This window comes from Shewanella sp., assembly GCF_041630135.1.
Lineage (GTDB): Bacteria > Pseudomonadota > Gammaproteobacteria > Enterobacterales > Shewanellaceae > Shewanella.
On record NZ_JBFKLW010000008.1, the window covers coordinates 29,823 to 48,424 of the forward strand.

Consider the following 18,602-nt stretch of genomic DNA (forward strand, 5'->3'; position numbering starts at 1 on the left):
TTCTTATGTGAAAACCTCAAACGCCCTAGCGCAATTTATGCGGTCATTCATGCAGCAAAAATAAGCTGCGGGCCGATTGGGTTTAGGGGTAGAATGCCGCCACTCCAACAAAAGCAGAATAAAGTTAACTAAGGAGAGACAAGTGGCATCAACCTCATTCTACGAGCAGATCAAACAGCAACTCGCCGACGTCAAGGCCGAAGGCCTGTACAAAAGCGAGCGGGTGATCGTCTCACCTCAACAGGCATCCATCAAGGTAGGCGGCGATGAAGTGATTAACTTCTGTGCCAACAACTATCTGGGCCTGGCCAACCATCCAGAGCTGGTCAAAGCCGCTCAGGCCGGTTTGGCCGACCACGGCTTCGGTATGGCCTCAGTGCGCTTTATCTGCGGCACCCAGGACATCCACAAACAACTGGAAGCCAAGCTGTCCGAATTCCTCGGCACCGAAGACACTATCCTGTATTCCTCTTGCTTCGATGCCAACGCAGGTCTGTTTGAAACTCTGCTCGGCCCCGAAGACGCCATCGTCTCTGATGCCCTGAACCACGCTTCCATCATCGATGGTGTACGCCTGTGTAAAGCCATGCGTTTCCGCTACGCAAACAACGATATGGCCGATCTGGAAACCCAGCTGAAAGCCGCCCGCGACGCCGGTGCACGCCACATTCTGATCGCCACCGACGGCGTGTTCTCCATGGATGGCGTGATTGCCAACCTCAAAGGCGTGTGTGACCTTGCCGACCAATACGGCGCACTGGTAATGGTGGACGACTCCCACGCCGTGGGCTTTATCGGCCAGAACGGCCGCGGCACCCACGAATACTGCGATGTGATGGACCGGGTGGATATCATCACAGGCACCCTGGGCAAGGCCCTTGGCGGCGCGTCAGGCGGTTACACCTCGGGCAAAAAGGAAGTGATTGACTGGCTGCGCCAGCGCTCACGTCCGTACCTGTTCTCCAACTCGCTGGCGCCGTCCATCGTGGCCGCCTCTATCCGCGTGCTGGACATGCTCAAAGATGGTCAGGCGCTGCGTGAAGCCGTGTGGGAAAACAGCCGCTATTTCCGTGAGCAGATGTCAGCCGCCGGCTTTAAGCTGGCCGGTGCTGACCACGCCATAGTTCCTGTGATGCTGGGCGATGCCAAACTGGCGGCCGATTTCTCGGCCCGTCTGCTGCAAGAAGACATTTACGTGATTGGTTTCTCCTTCCCTGTGGTGCCCAAGGGCCAGGCTCGGATCCGCACCCAGATGTCTGCCGCCCACACCCGTGCGCAGCTGGACAAGGCCATTGAAGCCTTCACCCGTATTGGTAAGGAAATGGGCATCATCTGATGTCCATTTTGGAGTAAGCACATGAAAGCACTTGCTAAACTCAAGCCTGAAGAAGGCATTTGGATGGTTGATGCCCCCAAGCCGGAAATGGGCCACAACGATCTGCTGATAAAAATCCGTAAAACCGCCATCTGCGGTACCGACGTGCATATCTACAACTGGGACGAGTGGTCGCAAAAAACCATTCCAGTGCCTATGGTAGTAGGTCACGAATATGTCGGCGAAGTGGTAGGAATTGGCCAGGAAGTACGCGGCTTCAAGATTGGCGACCGCGTATCCGGTGAAGGCCATATCACCTGCGGTCACTGCCGTAACTGCCGAGCCGGCCGTACTCACCTGTGCCGCAATACCACGGGCGTGGGTGTAAACCGTGAAGGCTCATTCGCCGAGTATCTGGTGATCCCGGCATTCAATGCCTTCAAAATCCCAAATGACATCAGCGACGATCTGGCTGCAATCTTTGACCCCTTCGGCAACGCGGTGCATACAGCACTGTCGTTCGACCTGGTAGGTGAAGATGTGCTTATTACAGGCGCCGGTCCTATCGGCATAATGGCTGCTGCCGTTTGCCGTCACGTGGGTGCCCGCCATGTGGTGATCACCGACGTCAATGAATACCGCCTTGAACTGGCCCGCAAAATGGGCGCCACCCGCGCCGTTAACGTGGCCAAAGAAAGCCTGAAAGACGTGATGAAAGAGCTCGGCATGACCGAAGGCTTCGACGTGGGTCTGGAAATGTCCGGCGTACCGGCCGCCTTCCACGCCATGCTGGATACCATGAACCACGGCGGCAAAATAGCCATGCTGGGTATTCCCGGCGGCGAGATGGCCATCGACTGGAGCAAGGTGATCTTCAAGGGCCTCATCATCAAGGGCATCTACGGCCGCGAAATGTTTGAGACCTGGTACAAAATGGCCAGCCTGCTGCAATCTGGCCTGGATCTGTCCCCTATCATCACCCACCATTTCAAGGTGGACGACTTCCAGCAGGGCTTCGACGCCATGCGCTCCGGCCAGTCCGGCAAGGTCATCCTCAGCTGGGATTAATCCGGCATCGCACAGGGCGCTGTACAGAGTATGGCGCCCTGTTGCACACTAACCTACAGATCACATGTTGGCACCTATGTGCCACTCGTTTTTTGAGAATCCTATGTCATTCAAACATCTGAGTGTAAATGAGCTTATCCACCTGCGCGCCGAACTTGGCGACAGCGTGCAAATCGCCGATATTCGCGACCCCCAGAGCTTTGCCAACGGCCATATCGACGGCTCGGTAAACCTGAGCAATGACAATCTGGCACGCTTTATCGCCGAAGCCGATATGGACAAGCCTCTGGTCGTGGTGTGCTACCACGGCATCAGCAGCCAAAGTGCCGCCGGCTATCTGGTTGAACAGGGCTTCGATGCGGTGTACAGCCTCGATGGCGGTTACAGCGCCTGGGATCAGGCCAACCACTGATGGAATTCGGTCGCCTGCCAAACCCCAGAGCCGCACAGGCGCTGGTGGATTACCTCAAGAGTCGCGGCATTGAATGCCGGCTGGCCGCGGACGAACACGCCGTGGTGCTCCTGGTGGTGAATGCTGGCGACTACGGTGCTGCCAAGGCTGAATTTGACTATTTTGTGCAGCATCCCATGGACGATAAGTATCTTGCTGCGTCCTGGGAAACCGGCACCACTTCGGCCAATCTGGATTACGGTGCCCCCGGGCTTGCCCTGCTTAGCCGCTTCGTGACTGCCGCAGGTCCACTCACCCTGATTATCTTTGCCGCCTGCATGCTGGTTTATGGCGCCCTCAATCTGGGCTTCGCCAATCAAACCTACGAACTGCTGAGCTTTTTCGGAGCCACAGGCCCGATGAACACCAGCGAAGTATGGCGGGTGTTTACCCCGTCACTGCTGCACTTCTCGCTGATGCACATCAGCTTTAACCTGCTGTGGTGGTGGTATCTGGGTGGAAAAATCGAAACCCGCATTGGCACGGCACCACTGCTTATGCTGCTACTGGTGGCAGGCACCCTGCCCAACGTGTTGCAATACTTTGTCTCGGGCCCCAACTTCGGCGGCCTCTCCGGAGTTGTGTATGCCGTCGCTGGCTACACCTGGATTATGGGCGTACGTAAACCTGCCGCCGGCATAGGTCTGCCTGCAAGTTATATGGGCTTTATGCTGATCTGGCTGCTGCTGGGGTTCTTCGATATTCTCGGCCTGTCCATGGCCAACTGCGCCCACTTGGGCGGCCTTGCGGTAGGCTTATTGCAGGGACTGTGGGACAGTCGTCGCCGCTGAGCGTTTTACCGGGCAGCGACAACCGCTGACGACGGTCAGGCCATCGCCAATACTTTATTGACCAGCTTTTCGATGCCCGAGTGCGCCTCGGCAATGCTGCCCGCCAGCATATAAGCAGGGGTGCTCACCACCTTGTTGGCCTCATCCACTACGATTTCGTGCACTGATGCATCCTGATGCGCACCGCCCATGGCGCAGAAAGCCTCGCCGGTGCCCTTGTCAGTCCCTATGGTGCCTTTCGCGCCCTTGCCGTAGAGCTTGGGGATCATCACAGGAGCAATACAAATAAAGCCCACTGGCTTTTTCGCCAATGCAAATTCAGCGATAAAATCGCGCACCTCAGGGGCAACTTCGCAGTCGGCACCCACCAATGCAAAGTTGCTCAGATTCTTGGCCGCGCCAAAACCGCCGGGAACGATCAGCCCATCAAAGCCGGCCACATCCAGCTCGCTGGTCGCCCTGATATCGCCACGGGCAATACGCGCCGCCTCGACCAACACGTTGCGTCGCTCCCCTTGGGCAACCTCGCCGCTCAAGTGATTCACCACATGCAATTGGTCAATATCCGGTGCAAAGCACTGATAGGAAGCGCCGGCACGGGACAGGCTCAGCAGAGTGAGCACGGCCTCATGGATTTCACTGCCATCGAACACACCACTACCAGCCAATAGCACTGCTATTTTTTTCATAAAAAATTCCCTCTTATGTAATTTGGTTTTAACAAACTAGACACATATCGGTTGATCTGATTAAAAATCGTGCTAAGTTAGTTCATCGTCTTTGGTGAGCAACAGGAAGTAGCATGGCTCGCAGGACAAACAAAAACAACCAACAAAGAAATCCACAGATCAGGAAGATTTAACGGAATTGCCAAACCCCTCACAGAAAAACTAAAAAACAATAATTATCAACAATATACAAACTTGCCCTTCAGCATTATCGAATGACATCACAATTTGTTGATCTTTTAGCCCACAGACTTATCCACAGGCCGTGAGCCGTTCGCTGTGGCCGAATTCCTATATCTGTGGCATGCTTAGCCCCCAAGAATCCATGGACTGCCGACGCCAATTTTATGCCTGATATTGCCAGCAACCCGCTCATCCTTGTGGATGGTTCTTCTTATCTTTACCGCGCCTATTATGCACCGCCTCACCTGACCAACTCCAAGGGTGAAGCCACAGGTGCTGTCTACGGTGTGGTCAACATGCTCAGAAGCCTGTTGGCACGGTACCAACCTACCCAGATGGCGGTAGTATTCGATGCCAAAGGCCCGACCTTCCGCAATGAAATGTTCGCTGACTACAAGGCCCACCGTCCACCCATGCCCGACGACCTGCGCAGCCAGATTGCGCCACTGCATCGCATCATCAAGGCACTGGGTATTCCGCTTATCAGCATTTCCGGCGTCGAAGCCGATGACGTGATTGGCACCATTGCCGTGCAGGCGGGCAAAGAAGGTCGCAGCGTGCTTATCAGCACCGGCGATAAAGACATGGCGCAGTTGGTGAACGAACATATCACCCTGATCAACACCATGACCGATACCATACTTGGCCCGGACGAAGTGGCCACCAAATTCGGCGTGGGGCCAGAGCTGATTATCGATTTGCTGGCGATGATGGGCGACAAAGCCGATAACATTCCCGGTCTGCCGGGCGTAGGCGAGAAAACCGCACTGGCAATGCTCACCGGGGCAGGCGGCGTGGCCAAACTGCTGGCGGAACCTGACTGCGTTACAGATTTGGGATTCCGCGGCGCCAAAACCATGGCTGCCAAAATCCGCGATAACGCCGAAATGCTGGAACTGTCTTATCAGCTGGCGACCATCAAAACTGATGTGGCGCTTGAGCAGGACTGGCATCAGCTGTCACTCACTGAGCCAAATCGCGATGAATTGATTTCCTGTTATGGCGAAATGGAGTTCAAGCGCTGGCTTGCGGAAGTACTGGATAACAAGTCGCCCCTGGGCGCCAAAGCATCTGCAGCGCAGGCAAGTGTCGAGACCACTGAAACCCCGGTGCCTGCGGCCATCGAAACCCAATACGACACCCTGCTGACCGAAACCCAATTGGATGCCTGGCTCGAGAAACTGAGTAAGGCCGAGCTGATTGCTGTGGATACTGAAACCACCAGTCTCGACTATATGCAGGCCGAATTGGTGGGCCTGTCCTTTGCCATTGAAGCCGGTAAGGCTGCCTACCTGCCACTGGGACACGACTATCCCGGTGCCCCCACGCAGCTGCCACGGGACGCCACTCTGGCCAAGCTCAAACCACTGCTGGAAGATCCCGCCATTAAAAAAGTGGGCCAAAACCTCAAGTACGATATGAGCGTGCTGGCCAATGCCGGTATCCAGCTTAAAGGCGTGGCCTTCGATACCATGCTCGAATCCTACGTGTTCAACTCGGTGGCCAGTCGCCACGATATGGACGGTCTGGCGCTCAAGTATCTGGGCCACAAGAATATCAGCTTTGAAGAAATTGCCGGTAAAGGTGCCAAGCAGCTCACGTTCAACCAAATTGCCCTCGAGCAAGCCGCGCCCTATGCAGCGGAAGATGCTGATATCACCTTACGGCTGCATCAGCACTTGTGGCCGCGCCTCAGTAAAGAAGAAGGTCTCGAATCAGTATTTACCGAGCTTGAATTACCGCTGATTGATGTGCTGTCTGATATCGAGCGCCGCGGCGTACTCATTGACAGCATGATGCTGGGGCAACAGAGCGACGAGCTGGCACGCAAGATTGACGAGCTTGAGCAAAAAGCCCACGAGATTGCCGGTGAACCCTTTAACCTGTCCTCTACCAAGCAGTTACAGGAGCTGTTTTTCACCAAGTTGGGTTATCCGGTTATTAAAAAGACGCCAAAGGGAGCCCCTTCCACCGCTGAAGAGGTATTGGTAGAGCTGGCACTGGACTACCCGTTGCCAAAAATTATCCTTGAGCACCGCAGCCTGACCAAGCTGAAAAGCACCTACACCGATAAGCTGCCACTGATGATCAATGGCCGCACCGGTCGGGTTCATACCAGTTATCATCAGGCCAACGCCGCCACCGGTCGTCTGTCGTCCAGCGACCCGAATCTGCAGAACATTCCAATTCGTACCGAAGAGGGACGTCGCATTCGACAGGCGTTTGTGGCACCTGAAGGCAAACGCATTCTGGCAGCGGACTATTCGCAGATTGAACTGAGGATAATGGCGCATCTGTCGCAGGATAAAAGCTTGCTGCGTGCCTTTGCCGAAGGTAAGGACATTCACCGCGCCACCGCCGCCGAAGTGTTCGATGTGGCCTTCGAGACAGTGACGCCTGAGCAGCGCCGCCGCGCCAAGGCGGTTAACTTCGGTCTGATTTATGGCATGTCGGCCTTTGGTCTGGCCCGTCAGCTGGACATTCCCCGCAACGAGGCTCAAAGCTATATAGATACTTACTTTAAGCGCTACCCTGGTGTGCTTAAGTACATGGAAGACACCCGCGCCATGGCTTCGGAGCAAGGCTATGTAGCCACCCTGTTTGGCCGCCGTCTGTATTTGCCGGAAATCCGTGACCGCAACGCGATGCGCCGCCAGGCTGCCGAGCGCGCCGCCATTAACGCCCCCATGCAAGGCACAGCTGCCGATATCATCAAGAAAGCCATGATTGCCGTTCAGCACTGGATTAAGACCGAAACCAATGGCGAAATCCAGATGATTATGCAGGTGCACGATGAATTGGTGTTCGAGGTAGATGCCGATAAGGCTGATGTCCTGAAAGACAAGGTGTGTGAAATGATGGCAGCCGCCGCAAACCTGGACGTGCCTCTGCTGGCTGAAGCCGGTCTGGGTGATAACTGGGATCAGGCCCACTGATAGTATCAGGCCGCTGGCAGCGTCCTCACCGCCAGCGGCTCTATCTTGGTATTGTGGTGCAAACCGATTCAATCACTGCTGATATCATTTCAAGCGCAAACAATCGTGTACTGATGTTTCACAGCAGTATCGCGCGGCATGATTACACCAGAGAGCCAGCACAAAAGCCCGTCCCCTATCAAGCCCCTCACCAAGCTTCAACCTTTATTACCATACACTACCGCACATTAAACATATCCTATGTCCGGCTACCGTGGCTCGCTGCATCATGAAGACAAACACTAAGCAGATGGTGGTAAACAATGGGTATTAAGCCGTAAAGTTGCTTATATTGAACCGAGTCGGCACTAACCCCTGCTGCACATCCCAGCCATACTGCCACAATCGGTTTTTTGGTTTCCCATAGGCTCCCAAAGCCGGTTCAGGCTGACCTTTGATGTGGGCATTTGCCCCTTTACCAGTCCAAACCTACGAACAATCCGTACCCTATCCGGCAAAAAAAACCAAAACCGAGTAAACACTCTGAATGTAGACTTTTGATCAAATAAAATCCCAAAACGTCACAATATAACGCTAAGCGACTGTTTTAAAGCCTAATAGTGTAATTATTAGATCATGCAGAGCTTGTTTTATGAGCATTCTCCTGGGATCGGCCTCACATTATTGTCTCTTTTTTGAAAAAACTGTTTTCATATTACCGCCTGATGAGGTATTATTCTTGGCGTAGGGTACAGAGGTTAAGATGTTCTATCTTTCAGACCTTTATTTCACTTAATAGTGATGCCAAATTATGGCGCCCCAGCATCTCGTATGCTGGGGCTTTTTTTATGCCCTGAAAAAATATTAGAGCTTTTACTTTAACTTTACTGGGAGAGCGGATAAGATGTGTTCATTGAGAGCCATCGAAGCAGTTTGGTGGTACTTGAGTCTTGTTGAATTTTTAGCTTCTCCCCAAAAGAGCTAATACTTTGCGCCGATGGCTGGTTCGTCGGCGTTTTTTTATGCCTTAATTTCATCGGCTACCTGCGCCAACCAGGCACACAAGCTCTGGCATCATCCAATCCGGCATGCCTGATATTTAAACTGACTAAATTCAAATTAACACACTGGTTTTTAAGACAATAAAAAAACGCCGCTAGCGGCGTTTTCAACAACAGCGTTGTGGTTGGGTTAGCCGGCAACATCCTCGGCTTCACCTTGCTCATCAAGCCAGTCGGGATGGCACCAGGCATCCAGAATCGAAAGCACCTTAGGCTTACCGGTTCCCTTTAACGATGAGAAAGACTCAACGCTGACCCAATCACCAAACTCGGCCAGCTCTTTACGTACCGCGTTAACTGTCTTCATTTTATCGCTCTGCCCCAGTTTGTCGGCCTTGGTTAACAGCGCCAGCACCGGAATCTGACTTGCCACCGACCACTCAATCATCTGACGGTCAAGATCTTTCAGAGGGTGACGGATATCCATCAATACCACAACGCCGCTCAGACATTGCCGCTTTTGCAGATACTCACCGAGGGCGTTTTGCCACTTGCGCTTCATGTCCAAGGGAACTTTGGCAAACCCGTAGCCGGGCAAGTCCACAAGACGGCGCTGACTATCCAATTCAAACACGTTAATCAGTTGGGTACGGCCTGGCGTTTTACTGGTTCGCGCCAGGTTTTTTTGCTCAGTCAAGGCATTGAGTGCACTGGATTTACCGGCATTTGAGCGGCCAGCGAAGGCAATTTCAACACCAGAGTCACCTGGCAAGTGCTTATCAAGATGGGCGATATCCGGCGCACTGATCAAAAACTTGGCTTGGCGAAAATCGATACGGGTTTGGCTCACTGTAGACTCCGGATTATTGTCAGGCTTGGGCAGAATTTGTCGAAGAATTGCTTACTTTTACACGTTTTCGTGTAAAATATTGCCCCGATCACATTACGCTATATTACCACGCTTGCGGGCCAGGCCGGTAAGCTCAGGACAATAATCTTAACAAGAAGTTGGAACGCTATGAAAAAGTTAGCTCTTGCGCTGTCTGTTCTCGCTGCCATGTCTACCACTGCTATGGCTGAAGGTGATGCGGCTGCGGGTCAATCCAAAGCGGCTCTGTGCGTTGCCTGCCATGGCGCCGATGGCAACAGCATGATCGACATGTACCCTAAACTGGCTGGTCAACACGCCAAGTATCTGGAAAAGCAATTGCACGATTTCCAGAACGCCATGAAAACCGGCGGCAAAGAAGGCCGTATGGACCCTATCATGGGTGGCATGGTAATGACCCTGAACGAACAGGATATGGCTGATCTGGCCGCGTTTTTCGCCAGCCAGACTCAAACCCATGCACCAGTAGCCGACGTACCGGCGCTGGGTGAACAGCTGTATCTGGGTGGTGACATGTCTCGTGGTATCACCGCCTGCGTGGCCTGCCACGGCCCCGAAGGCAAAGGTACTGAGCAAGCTGGCTTCCCGATGGTTGCAGGCCAGCACACCAACTACATCAAGCTCCAACTGACCAAGTTCCGTGACAAGGGTCGCACCAACGACCTGAACGGCATGATGCAGGATGTGGCCAAGAAGCTCAGTGATGCTGACATCGAAGCCTTGTCCAAGTACATCGCAAACCTGAAGTAACGATTCAGGGGTGACATTAAGGGCGAGTGTTATCGCCCTTTTTTGCCCCCACAGGTTTACGTTTACGTAAACTGAGTTTATTTTTGCTTGACACCGATCACGCTTTTCGGTTTAATTGCCCTCGTGCCAAAACAAACCCAGCTGTATGAACAAAAATCATACTTACAACATACAGGTTTCGGTACGTTTTACATTCAAGATATAAGAATAAAGTTAACTAATAACAATAACATCGCTAAACCCGCTCGCAAATAATAATAATGAGCAGAGATTTCATAATGAAATCCGGGTAAATCAAAATAAGGGAACGCCGATTTTGGCACCTGGCTGTTTAGCCCTCCCCTTAAAATTTCAGGGATACTGAACCAACAGGAATCTGTGCCTTGCACAGAGCGCACTGGAAGCGTAATGCTTTGGATGCACCGGCTGGATGCTGTTATCACTGGAAGGTACCTGCGACAAGGATGGTTTGCTTATCGTCACAGAAGACGGGTTGGTTAGCGGATGTGTCAAAGACCATCTACGGAAACTGTTATCAGGATGGTGACAGAAATCGAATAAAGCGTCTGGAAGACCAAAAACGAGAAATTTCCGCAAGGAAAGCAGTAAAAAAAAGACGGATCTGACCGGGAAAGTCACATAGCAAGTAAGGATACTTGGAATCAGGATAAGGTGCTGAGGCACCGATGTTAAGGCGGCAGGCAACTGCCGCCTTTTTTCTTTATCGTGATATACTTGTCCCGCCCCGCCACTCGCCTCAATGATGGGATCCCATGCGACGTTGCCCTCTCTGCCTAAGGCCCGACATCAGGCTGTTTCACCAGGATAAGAAACGCAGCTTCCATGCCTGTGGGCAGTGCTGTCTGGTATTTGTTGATGGTGCGAACCATTTGCCCCCACAGGCGATTCGCAGTCGTTATGGCCGCGGCGGCTCGCTTGAGAATCAGCGCAACTTGCCACAGTTTGTTTTACCACTACTCAATGAACTGGCTACCGATCAGGCATCACCCTTGAATGGTCTCAACTATGGCAGACTTCTTGATGAGCAAACCCTTAAATTAATCACAGCGGCAGGCCACAACCTGAGCCAGTACGATCCATTCGTACAACCCAACAGCGAAGCCCTTCAGCAGCAATACGATTTCATCTGCTGCTATAGGGTGTTCGAGCATTTCGGCTCACCTTACCGGGAATGGCAACTGTTCCAGCGGCTATTGAATGAGGGCGGGTATCTGGCACTCAGTACCCGACTTTTAACTGAACCGGCGCGTTTCGATAAGTGGCATCACAAGAATAATTTGGCCCATGTCAGCTTCCCGAGTCGGGAAACCTTTGAATATCTGGCTGCTAACAGCGGCTTTAGGCTAATATTTGCCGAAAACGACCTCATCCTGATGCAAAAAGCATCGGGATCTGCTATAAAACGCGACCCAAACTTGACCCCGGGTGAATAAACCGGGTTGTTCCAGGCACTGCGGAGTTAACACAGTCATGACCCGAATCAAAAAGTCACGTAAACCAAGCGGTACAGCGCCCAAACATGCGCCCCGCACCTCAAAGTCTGAGCGCGTGCCCTCAACCAAAAAGCGCGACACCGGCAATAAATCCGGTAGTCGTCAGAATCCCGGCAATGACAAGCAAGGCGGTTCAGGCCAAAAAAGCAGTAAAGACCCCCGCCACGGCAGTAAAAAACCGGTAGCGCTGGAGCTGACGCCACAAACGCCGACACCAGCGAAAGCACAAAAGCCGAAGCAGCCAAAATTGACCGATGAACAGCTGTTGCTAAAGCTTGAGGAAGATCCGCGACTGAATGATTTGCTCGACAAACTGGAAGAAGGTCGTGTCCTTGGCGCAGACGATCAGCGCTGGCTCGATGAGCAGCTGTCGAAAATCGAAGCCCTGATGGACAAACTCGGTATCAGCGATCTGGACGACAGCCAGGCCGACGTCAGAGACGACGATGACGCCCTGCTGGACAAGTTCGAGTCTGGCGCCGAACTGTTGAAACAGTATCAGGATAAAGACTAAAACGGAGCTGGCGAACCATGTCCTCTACTCTCGTCATTATTGCTGTAGTGATAGTGCTTGCCCTCACAGCGTATGCGGCATCACTGCTGTGTAAACTGAAAAAGCAAAATGAAGCCCGCGCTGCGGCAGAGGCTGAGCGCAAGGCTGCCACCGATGCCCGCCGCGAGTCGATATTTGAAGACATTCGCTATATCGCCCACGCCATGTTGGAAGACAGATGTGAAGTATCCGAGGGCGTGGTGCGCATTGCGCGCCTGTTTGAGGTGCTGTCGCTGTCTGAGCGCGTCAGCAGCGACTATCCGGCGCTGTTCCAGCACTTTGAGCTCATCCGTAATCATCCCATCATGGAAGAGCGCAAGGCACTGCCAAAGCAGGAACGGATGAAGCTCGATTTCGAGCGGATGAAGTCCGAGGCTGAACTCACAGAGGCGATTCTGGATGACGCCAAGCGTCTCAAAGATTTCAAGCTTTCTGCCTGCCACTGAGTATTCTGGCATCAATGACAACAAAAAAGGGCGCTGAGCGCCCTTTTCTTTTTTAGCTGAAGTTATTTCACCTGCTCGCCGTCTTTGATCACCAGCTGCACATTTTCAAGTAAGCTAATATCGTCCAGCGGATTGCCCTTTACCCCGACCAAGTCAGCAAAATTGCCCACTTTAATGGCGCCCAGCTCGCTCTGTCCCAATACTTCAGCCGCCACCGAGGTAGCTGACTGAATTGCAGCCATGGGCGGCATACCAGCCTGGGCCATCAACACAAACTCGCGGCCATTGCGGCCATGTTCAAACACCCCGGCGTCGGTGCCAAAGGCAATAGTCACCCCAGCCTTATACGCCCTCGCAAAAGTCTCCTGAATTTTCGGGCCAATTTTGGCGGCCTTGGGGCGCACTATTTCCGGGAAAAAACCGTCAATTCTGGCTTTCTCGGCCACATATTCACCTGCGGTCAGGGTCGGCACCAGTGCAACCTTGTGCTTCTTCATCAGCGCAAATAGCTCATCATCCATATAGGTGCCGTGCTCAATGGTATTCACCCCGGCCAGAATAGCGCGCTTCATGCCTTCTTTGCCGTGGGCATGCACAGCCACTTTAAAACCGTAGTCTTTGGCTGCCGCTACAATGGCTTTCAGCTCTTCATCGGTGAACTGGGGGTTCTCACCACTCTTGGCCACCGACAGCACCCCACCTGTTGCAGTTATCTTAATCAGGTCTGAGCCGTCTTTATAGCGTTGGCGTACCGCCTTGTAGGCATCAACAGAGCCATTGATCACCCCTTCCTTTGGCCCCGGATCACCCACCAGTTCCTGATTGCGGCCATTGGTCTTGTCGGCATGGCCGCCTGTGGTGCCAATGCTGGTACCGGCAGTAAAAATTCGCGGTCCCTGCACCCAGCCTTTGTTGATGGCGTTACGCAGCGCTATAGAGGCATTACCCGCATCGCCCAGATCCCGCACCGTGGTAAAGCCCGCGTTGAGGGTGCGCTTGCCATACATCACCCCGCGAAGGGCCACATCGGCAGGGTTGAGTGTGTAAGGTTCAAGGTAAGCGTTCTTGTCACCCTGAAAGGTAAGATGGGTGTGCATATCGATAAAGCCCGGCATCAGGGTGCCGTCACGCCAATCAATCAGGGTATCGCCCTCTACCGGCGTGCGATAACCGCTCTCTACCGCCTGAATACGGTTGCCATCCAGCACTACTGTTGCCTTTTGCATGGGTTTGGATGACTCACCATCGATAACAACACCCGCATGGATGAGGGTCAACGCGTGAGCATTCACACATAACGCCCACAAAGTGACAGACAAGAGCGTCTTTTTCATGGATATTCCTTCTCCTGTGATGAAATTTACAACCTGGATCAAGGTTATTTGGCCGAAAAGGCCTCATACTTCGCCCATTGCTAAATTACCGGAGGACACGACTTGAAGCAGCCCACCCAAATCAGCTGGGATCAGTCGATGATCGAGAAATACAACTACAGCGGTCCCCGTTACACCTCGTATCCCACAGCGCTGGAGTTCAACGACGGTTTCACTGAGCAGGATTTGCTGAGTGCCATCGAGCACAGCAAGAGCGATAAACTGTCACTCTATATTCACATTCCCTTCTGTGCCAAGCTTTGTTATTACTGTGGCTGCAACAAGGTCATCACCCGTCACGCCCACAAGGCCGATCAGTACATCGAATATCTGGCGAATGAAATCTTAAATCGTGCCCCACTGTTCAAGGGCTATACAGTTACCCAGATGCACTGGGGCGGTGGTACACCTACCTTCCTGAGCCCAGAGCAAATTCTGCGTCTGACCAAGCTTTTAAAGGACAACTTCAACTTTGCTGATGAAGGTGAGTTCTCCATTGAAGTTGACCCGCGCGAAATTGAGCTGACCATGCTCGACACCCTCAAAGAAGCCGGTTTTAATCGTATTTCCATCGGTGTACAGGACTTCAACAAGCAGGTTCAGGAAGCGGTAAACCGCCCGCAGGACGAGCAGTTTATTTTCGACCTGATTGGTAAAGCCAAAGCCATGGGCTTTGAGTCCACCAACGTGGATTTGATTTACGGCCTGCCACATCAGACGCCGGAAAGCTTTGCCCAAACCATCCAGCGCATCCTGGACCTGTCGCCAGATCGTCTGTCGGTGTTCAACTACGCCCACCTGCCTGCGCGCTTTGCTGCCCAGCGCAAGATTAAGGACGAAGATCTGCCATCACCGCAGCAGAAGCTCGAAATCCTGCACCAGACCATCGAAACCCTGGTTGACGCCGGTTATCAGTACATCGGCATGGACCACTTTGCCAAGCCCGATGATGAGTTGGCCCGTCTGCAACGGGAAGGCAAGCTGCACCGCAACTTCCAGGGTTACACCACCCAGGAAGAGTGTGACCTGCTGGGCCTTGGTGTGTCGTCCATCAGCCAGATTGGCGATTGCTATGCCCAGAATCAGAAAGACATCCGCCCCTACTACGAAGCTATCGACGACCATGGTCATGCGCTGTGGAAAGGTTGCAAGCTGAATCACGACGACGAAATCCGCCGGGTGGTGATTAAACAGCTTATCTGTCATTTCGATTTGGATATGGCGGTTATCGATGAAAAGTTCGGCTTCACCTTCGAAGACTACTTCGCCCAGGATCTGAAGCTGCTGCAAACCTTCATCGACGACAAACTGGTGACCATTGAGAACCGTCGCATTCACGTGTCGGAGACCGGCCGCCTGCTCATTCGCAACATCTGTATGTGCTTCGACGTGTACTACCGCGAGAAGGCCCGTCAGCAGCAGTTCTCCCGGGTGATTTAAGCCTCAGGCTTCATCAGCCAACAAAAAACCGGCCTCTGGGCCGGTTTTTTTTTCAGCTAAATCGCTCAAATCAGGCTTTGGCAGCGTACAGCGCTTTACGCTCTGAGTCAGAGATAAACGCCATCTCAACGCCGTTGGCCTGCAGTTTGGCCAGCTCAGCGGCACTGAAACCCATCTCGTTGTGGGCAAGCGTATACTCGTGTTTGATGTCGATATTACTCACGCCCGGGTCGTCAGTGTTCAGACACACAAGTACACCGGCATCCACGAAGGTGCGCAGCGGATGCTCAGCCAGTGAACTCACAGTGGAAGTTTGCAGGTTGGAAGTGGGGCAAGACTCAATACCGATTCGGTGCTTGGCCAGATACTCCATCAACTTAGGATCATGCACTGCCTTCACACCGTGACCGATACGGGTAGCGCCCAATTCCTGAATCGCCTGCCACATGCTCTGGGCACCTGCTGCCTCACCGGCATGCACCGTGATGTTGAGTCCAGTGTCGCGTACCCGCTTAAAGTGATCGTTAAACAGAGTGCCGGGGAAGCCCAGCTCATCACCGGCCAAATCGATGGCCACCAGCTTGTCACTGTGGGCCAGCAGGCCATTCAGCTCGGCGGTACAGGCATCCACACCGAAGGAGCGGGACATAATACCAATCAGGTTAATCTTCATCTTAGGGTGGTCTTTCAGCCCCTGATTTACACCGTCGATAACCGCTTCCACCACACCTTCAATCGGCAGCTTGTGATTCATTGCCATGTAATATGGACTGAAACGCAACTCAGCGTAGTCGAGACCTGACAGCGCCGCATCGGCCACGTTTTCACGGGCAATTCGCTGCACGGCATCGAGATCGGCGAGTACCGCCACCATCCAGTCGAGCTTCTTCAAAAACGCGACCAGACTGGTTTCTATACCCTGTATTTGCACGAACGGCGCCAAGGTCTCAATTGAGTTCGCCGGTAAGGCGATACCATGCTGATGACCCAGCTCCCAAATGGTCTGCACCCTGACGTTTCCATCAAGATGTCGGTGGAGATCCACCAATGGAATCTTGCTATCGATCATAATTAACCCCTGTTTTAAAGCCCCGCCAGTATCTAGTTTTTTTGGTCCTGGGCAGGGATTAAGTCTAACACGCATTTTGACATCCCATTTCGAGTTATATGCATTCTGTTCGCAAATTCAACACTTTCTCACAATCTTGGTGACTAAAATCGCCCCGTCGGGCTGGCAAGGTAATGGGAGTCAGGCATAATCCCAGCTTGGATATCACAAGAATTACAGGACAATGGCATGCAAAAGCACTTTTATCCATCCCTGCTGGTACTGGCTTTAGCCAGCGCAGTAACTGGCTGCAGCGTCACCACCACAGTAGGTGAAGCCTATAAATACAGCTATGACGCGAACCGTACCTCCACAACGCAGGCTAAGGAAGCACAGCCGGCTACGCATCCCGTGACTCAAGCCAGTCCCGTCCTGAATACCAACCTGCAAAGCATTATCGACAATGCCTGGCAACTGGAGTTGGAAATCAGTCCATCCATGGCATACGACCAGGGTGACAGCACCGCCGCAGGTAAACTCAGTGACCTGTCACCGGAGCGCATGGCCGAAACACAACTCAAGCGCCAAAGCCTGCTGGCGTCACTGAAGGCCTTGAACAGAAGCAAGCTCAGCAAAGCGGAGCGCATCAATGCCGATATCCTTCAGGGCCAAATTCAAAATGAAGTCGACATGTATCAGTTTAAAGACCATTACATGCCCATCTCATCCGAAGGCGGCTTCCATGCCTATATAGCCTCCATCGCCAAGGGTAACTTTAAAACCCGCGAAGACTACGACAATTACCTCGCTAAGTTGAATGCCCTGCCGCAATACTTTGCCCAACAAATCTTCTGGCTGCGTCAGGGAGTGGCAAGCGGGATCACCCCGCCCAAGGTGACTCTCAAGGGCTTTGAAGACAGTATCAGTGCCTTTATGGTGCCAGTGGAAGACAGTAGCTATTTCGCACCTTTCAAAGAGTTTCCGTCTCATTTCAGTGCCGCCGACAAGGCTGAGCTGTCCAAAGCCGGTCGCAAGGCTGTGGCCGAGAAAGTGCTGCCCCAGTATCAGGCCTTTTATGACTTCATGACCGGCGAATACATGCCAAACGCCCGTGAAACCATTGCCGCCTACGATATGCCAAACGGCCAGGACTTCTACGAGAACCGGGTGCGCTACTACACCACCCTGACTATGACCTCTGACGAGGTGCACCAGTTAGGTCTCAAAGAAGTGGCCCGCATCCGCGCCGAAATGGAAGAAGTCATCAAGAGCACCGGCTTTACAGGCAGCTTCGATGAGTTCCTGCATTTTTTGCGCACCGATCCACGCTTCTATGCCACCACCCCGGAGCAATTACTTAAAGAAGCGGCCTATATCGCCAAGAAGGCCGACGCCATGCTGCCGAAGTTCTTTGGCAAGCTGCCACGTCAGCCCTATGGCATTGAGCCGGTACCCGCCGAAATCGCCCCCAAGTACACCACCGGTCGCTACTCAGGCTCGTCCAGCCCCGATAAAGCAGGGTACTACTGGGTCAACACCTATGCGCTGGACAAGCGGCCACTGTACGAAATGGAGGCTCTGACCCTGCACGAAGCCGTGCCCGGTCATCACCTGCAAATCGCCCTCAATCAGGAACTGGATCAGCTGCCCAACTTCCGCCGCTACAGCTATATCTCAGCCTTCGGTGAAGGCTGGGGTCTGTACAGCGAATATCTTGGGCTGGAAGGCGGCTTCTACACCGACCCTTACAGCAACTTTGGTCGCCTGACCTATGAAATGTGGCGCGCCGCCCGCTTGGTGGTAGACACTGGTATGCATGCCAAGGGCTGGAGCCGCCAGCGAGCCATCGACTTTATGGCGGGCAACACGGCACTGTCGCTGCACAACGTTAACACTGAAATTGACCGCTATATCTCCTGGCCAGGTCAGGCGGTGTCGTACAAAATTGGTGAGTTGACCATAAAACGTCTGCGCGCCAGGGCCGAAGCTGAACTGGGAGATAAGTTTGATATCCGCGCCTTCCACGATGCGGTGCTGGCCAACGGCAGTGTGCCCCTGTCGGTGCTGGAGCAGCAGATAGACGACTTTATTGCCGCAGCCAAAGCGGCCTGAACTCACGCACAAGCCCCGGGCTGGG

At 53.2% G+C, this 18,602-nt stretch carries 15 protein-coding genes; 11 read left to right on the forward strand and 4 right to left on the reverse strand.

Annotated elements, in window-relative coordinates; translation table 11 throughout:
- The first annotated feature begins 142 nt into the window (after window positions 1–142).
- The 4 genes from ABYK60_RS03590 to glpG all read left to right on the forward strand — a co-directional run bounded on the left by ABYK60_RS03590 (window position 143) and on the right by glpG (window position 3,625).
- On the forward strand, window positions 143–1,336 hold the full coding sequence (locus tag ABYK60_RS03590) for a glycine C-acetyltransferase (protein WP_372870560.1): 1,194 nt from the start codon (window positions 143–145) through the stop codon (window positions 1,334–1,336).
- 21 nt (window positions 1,337–1,357) lie between these two features.
- On the forward strand, window positions 1,358–2,383 hold the full coding sequence (gene tdh, locus ABYK60_RS03595) for an L-threonine 3-dehydrogenase (protein WP_372870561.1): 1,026 nt from the start codon (window positions 1,358–1,360) through the stop codon (window positions 2,381–2,383).
- 103 nt (window positions 2,384–2,486) lie between these two features.
- Window positions 2,487–2,795: a thiosulfate sulfurtransferase GlpE gene (gene glpE / locus ABYK60_RS03600; protein WP_372870562.1), complete on the forward strand. Its 309-nt coding sequence runs from the start codon at window positions 2,487–2,489 to the stop codon at window positions 2,793–2,795.
- Window positions 2,792–3,625, forward strand: a complete 834-nt coding sequence (gene glpG / locus ABYK60_RS03605; RefSeq protein WP_372870611.1) for a rhomboid family intramembrane serine protease GlpG — start codon at window positions 2,792–2,794, stop codon at window positions 3,623–3,625. The genes glpE and glpG overlap by 4 nt, the downstream gene beginning before the upstream one ends.
- Window positions 3,626–3,660: 35 nt before the next feature.
- Here the strand turns inward: glpG and elbB are convergent, their stop codons facing one another.
- Window positions 3,661–4,314, reverse strand: coding sequence for an isoprenoid biosynthesis glyoxalase ElbB (gene elbB / locus ABYK60_RS03610; RefSeq protein WP_372870563.1), 654 nt, complete (start codon window positions 4,312–4,314; stop codon window positions 3,661–3,663).
- Between the two features lie 386 nt (window positions 4,315–4,700).
- On the opposite strand from elbB, the gene polA reads away from it, so the two are divergent.
- A complete protein-coding gene (gene polA / locus ABYK60_RS03615) occupies window positions 4,701–7,472 on the forward strand; it encodes a DNA polymerase I (RefSeq protein ID WP_372870564.1) in 2,772 nt (923 codons plus the stop codon).
- A 1,170-nt stretch (window positions 7,473–8,642) separates the two neighbouring features.
- Here polA and yihA read toward each other — a convergent pair.
- Window positions 8,643–9,302, reverse strand: a complete 660-nt coding sequence (yihA, locus tag ABYK60_RS03620; protein ID WP_372870565.1) for a ribosome biogenesis GTP-binding protein YihA/YsxC — start codon at window positions 9,300–9,302, stop codon at window positions 8,643–8,645.
- Between the two features lie 168 nt (window positions 9,303–9,470).
- Between yihA and ABYK60_RS03625 the strand changes: the two genes are divergently transcribed.
- The 4 genes from ABYK60_RS03625 to ABYK60_RS03640 all read left to right on the forward strand — a co-directional run bounded on the left by ABYK60_RS03625 (window position 9,471) and on the right by ABYK60_RS03640 (window position 12,604).
- Window positions 9,471–10,091, forward strand: a complete 621-nt coding sequence (locus tag ABYK60_RS03625; RefSeq protein WP_372870566.1) for a cytochrome c — start codon at window positions 9,471–9,473, stop codon at window positions 10,089–10,091.
- A 773-nt stretch (window positions 10,092–10,864) separates the two neighbouring features.
- A complete protein-coding gene (locus ABYK60_RS03630) occupies window positions 10,865–11,545 on the forward strand; it encodes a class I SAM-dependent methyltransferase (protein WP_372870567.1) in 681 nt (226 codons plus the stop codon).
- Between the two features lie 37 nt (window positions 11,546–11,582).
- Window positions 11,583–12,119 (forward strand): Der GTPase-activating protein YihI, encoded by a 537-nt coding sequence (gene yihI, locus ABYK60_RS03635; protein ID WP_372870568.1) that lies wholly within the window; start codon window positions 11,583–11,585, stop codon window positions 12,117–12,119.
- 17 nt (window positions 12,120–12,136) lie between these two features.
- Window positions 12,137–12,604, forward strand: a complete 468-nt coding sequence (locus ABYK60_RS03640) for a DUF2489 domain-containing protein (protein ID WP_372870569.1) — start codon at window positions 12,137–12,139, stop codon at window positions 12,602–12,604.
- 62 nt (window positions 12,605–12,666) lie between these two features.
- On the opposite strand, the gene ABYK60_RS03645 is transcribed toward ABYK60_RS03640, so the two are convergent.
- Window positions 12,667–13,938 (reverse strand): amidohydrolase family protein, encoded by a 1,272-nt coding sequence (locus tag ABYK60_RS03645; RefSeq protein ID WP_372870570.1) that lies wholly within the window; start codon window positions 13,936–13,938, stop codon window positions 12,667–12,669.
- A gap of 102 nt (window positions 13,939–14,040) precedes the next feature.
- On the opposite strand from ABYK60_RS03645, the gene hemN reads away from it, so the two are divergent.
- Window positions 14,041–15,417, forward strand: a complete 1,377-nt coding sequence (gene hemN / locus ABYK60_RS03650; RefSeq protein WP_372870571.1) for an oxygen-independent coproporphyrinogen III oxidase — start codon at window positions 14,041–14,043, stop codon at window positions 15,415–15,417.
- Between the two features lie 70 nt (window positions 15,418–15,487).
- Here the strand turns inward: hemN and add are convergent, their stop codons facing one another.
- Window positions 15,488–16,486, reverse strand: coding sequence for an adenosine deaminase (add, locus tag ABYK60_RS03655; protein WP_372870572.1), 999 nt, complete (start codon window positions 16,484–16,486; stop codon window positions 15,488–15,490).
- A gap of 228 nt (window positions 16,487–16,714) precedes the next feature.
- Here add and ABYK60_RS03660 point away from each other — a divergent pair, with 228 nt between their 5' ends.
- Complete coding sequence (locus tag ABYK60_RS03660) at window positions 16,715–18,577, forward strand: DUF885 family protein (protein WP_372870573.1); 1,863 nt, start codon at window positions 16,715–16,717, stop codon at window positions 18,575–18,577.
- Window positions 18,578–18,602 lie beyond the last annotated feature (25 nt).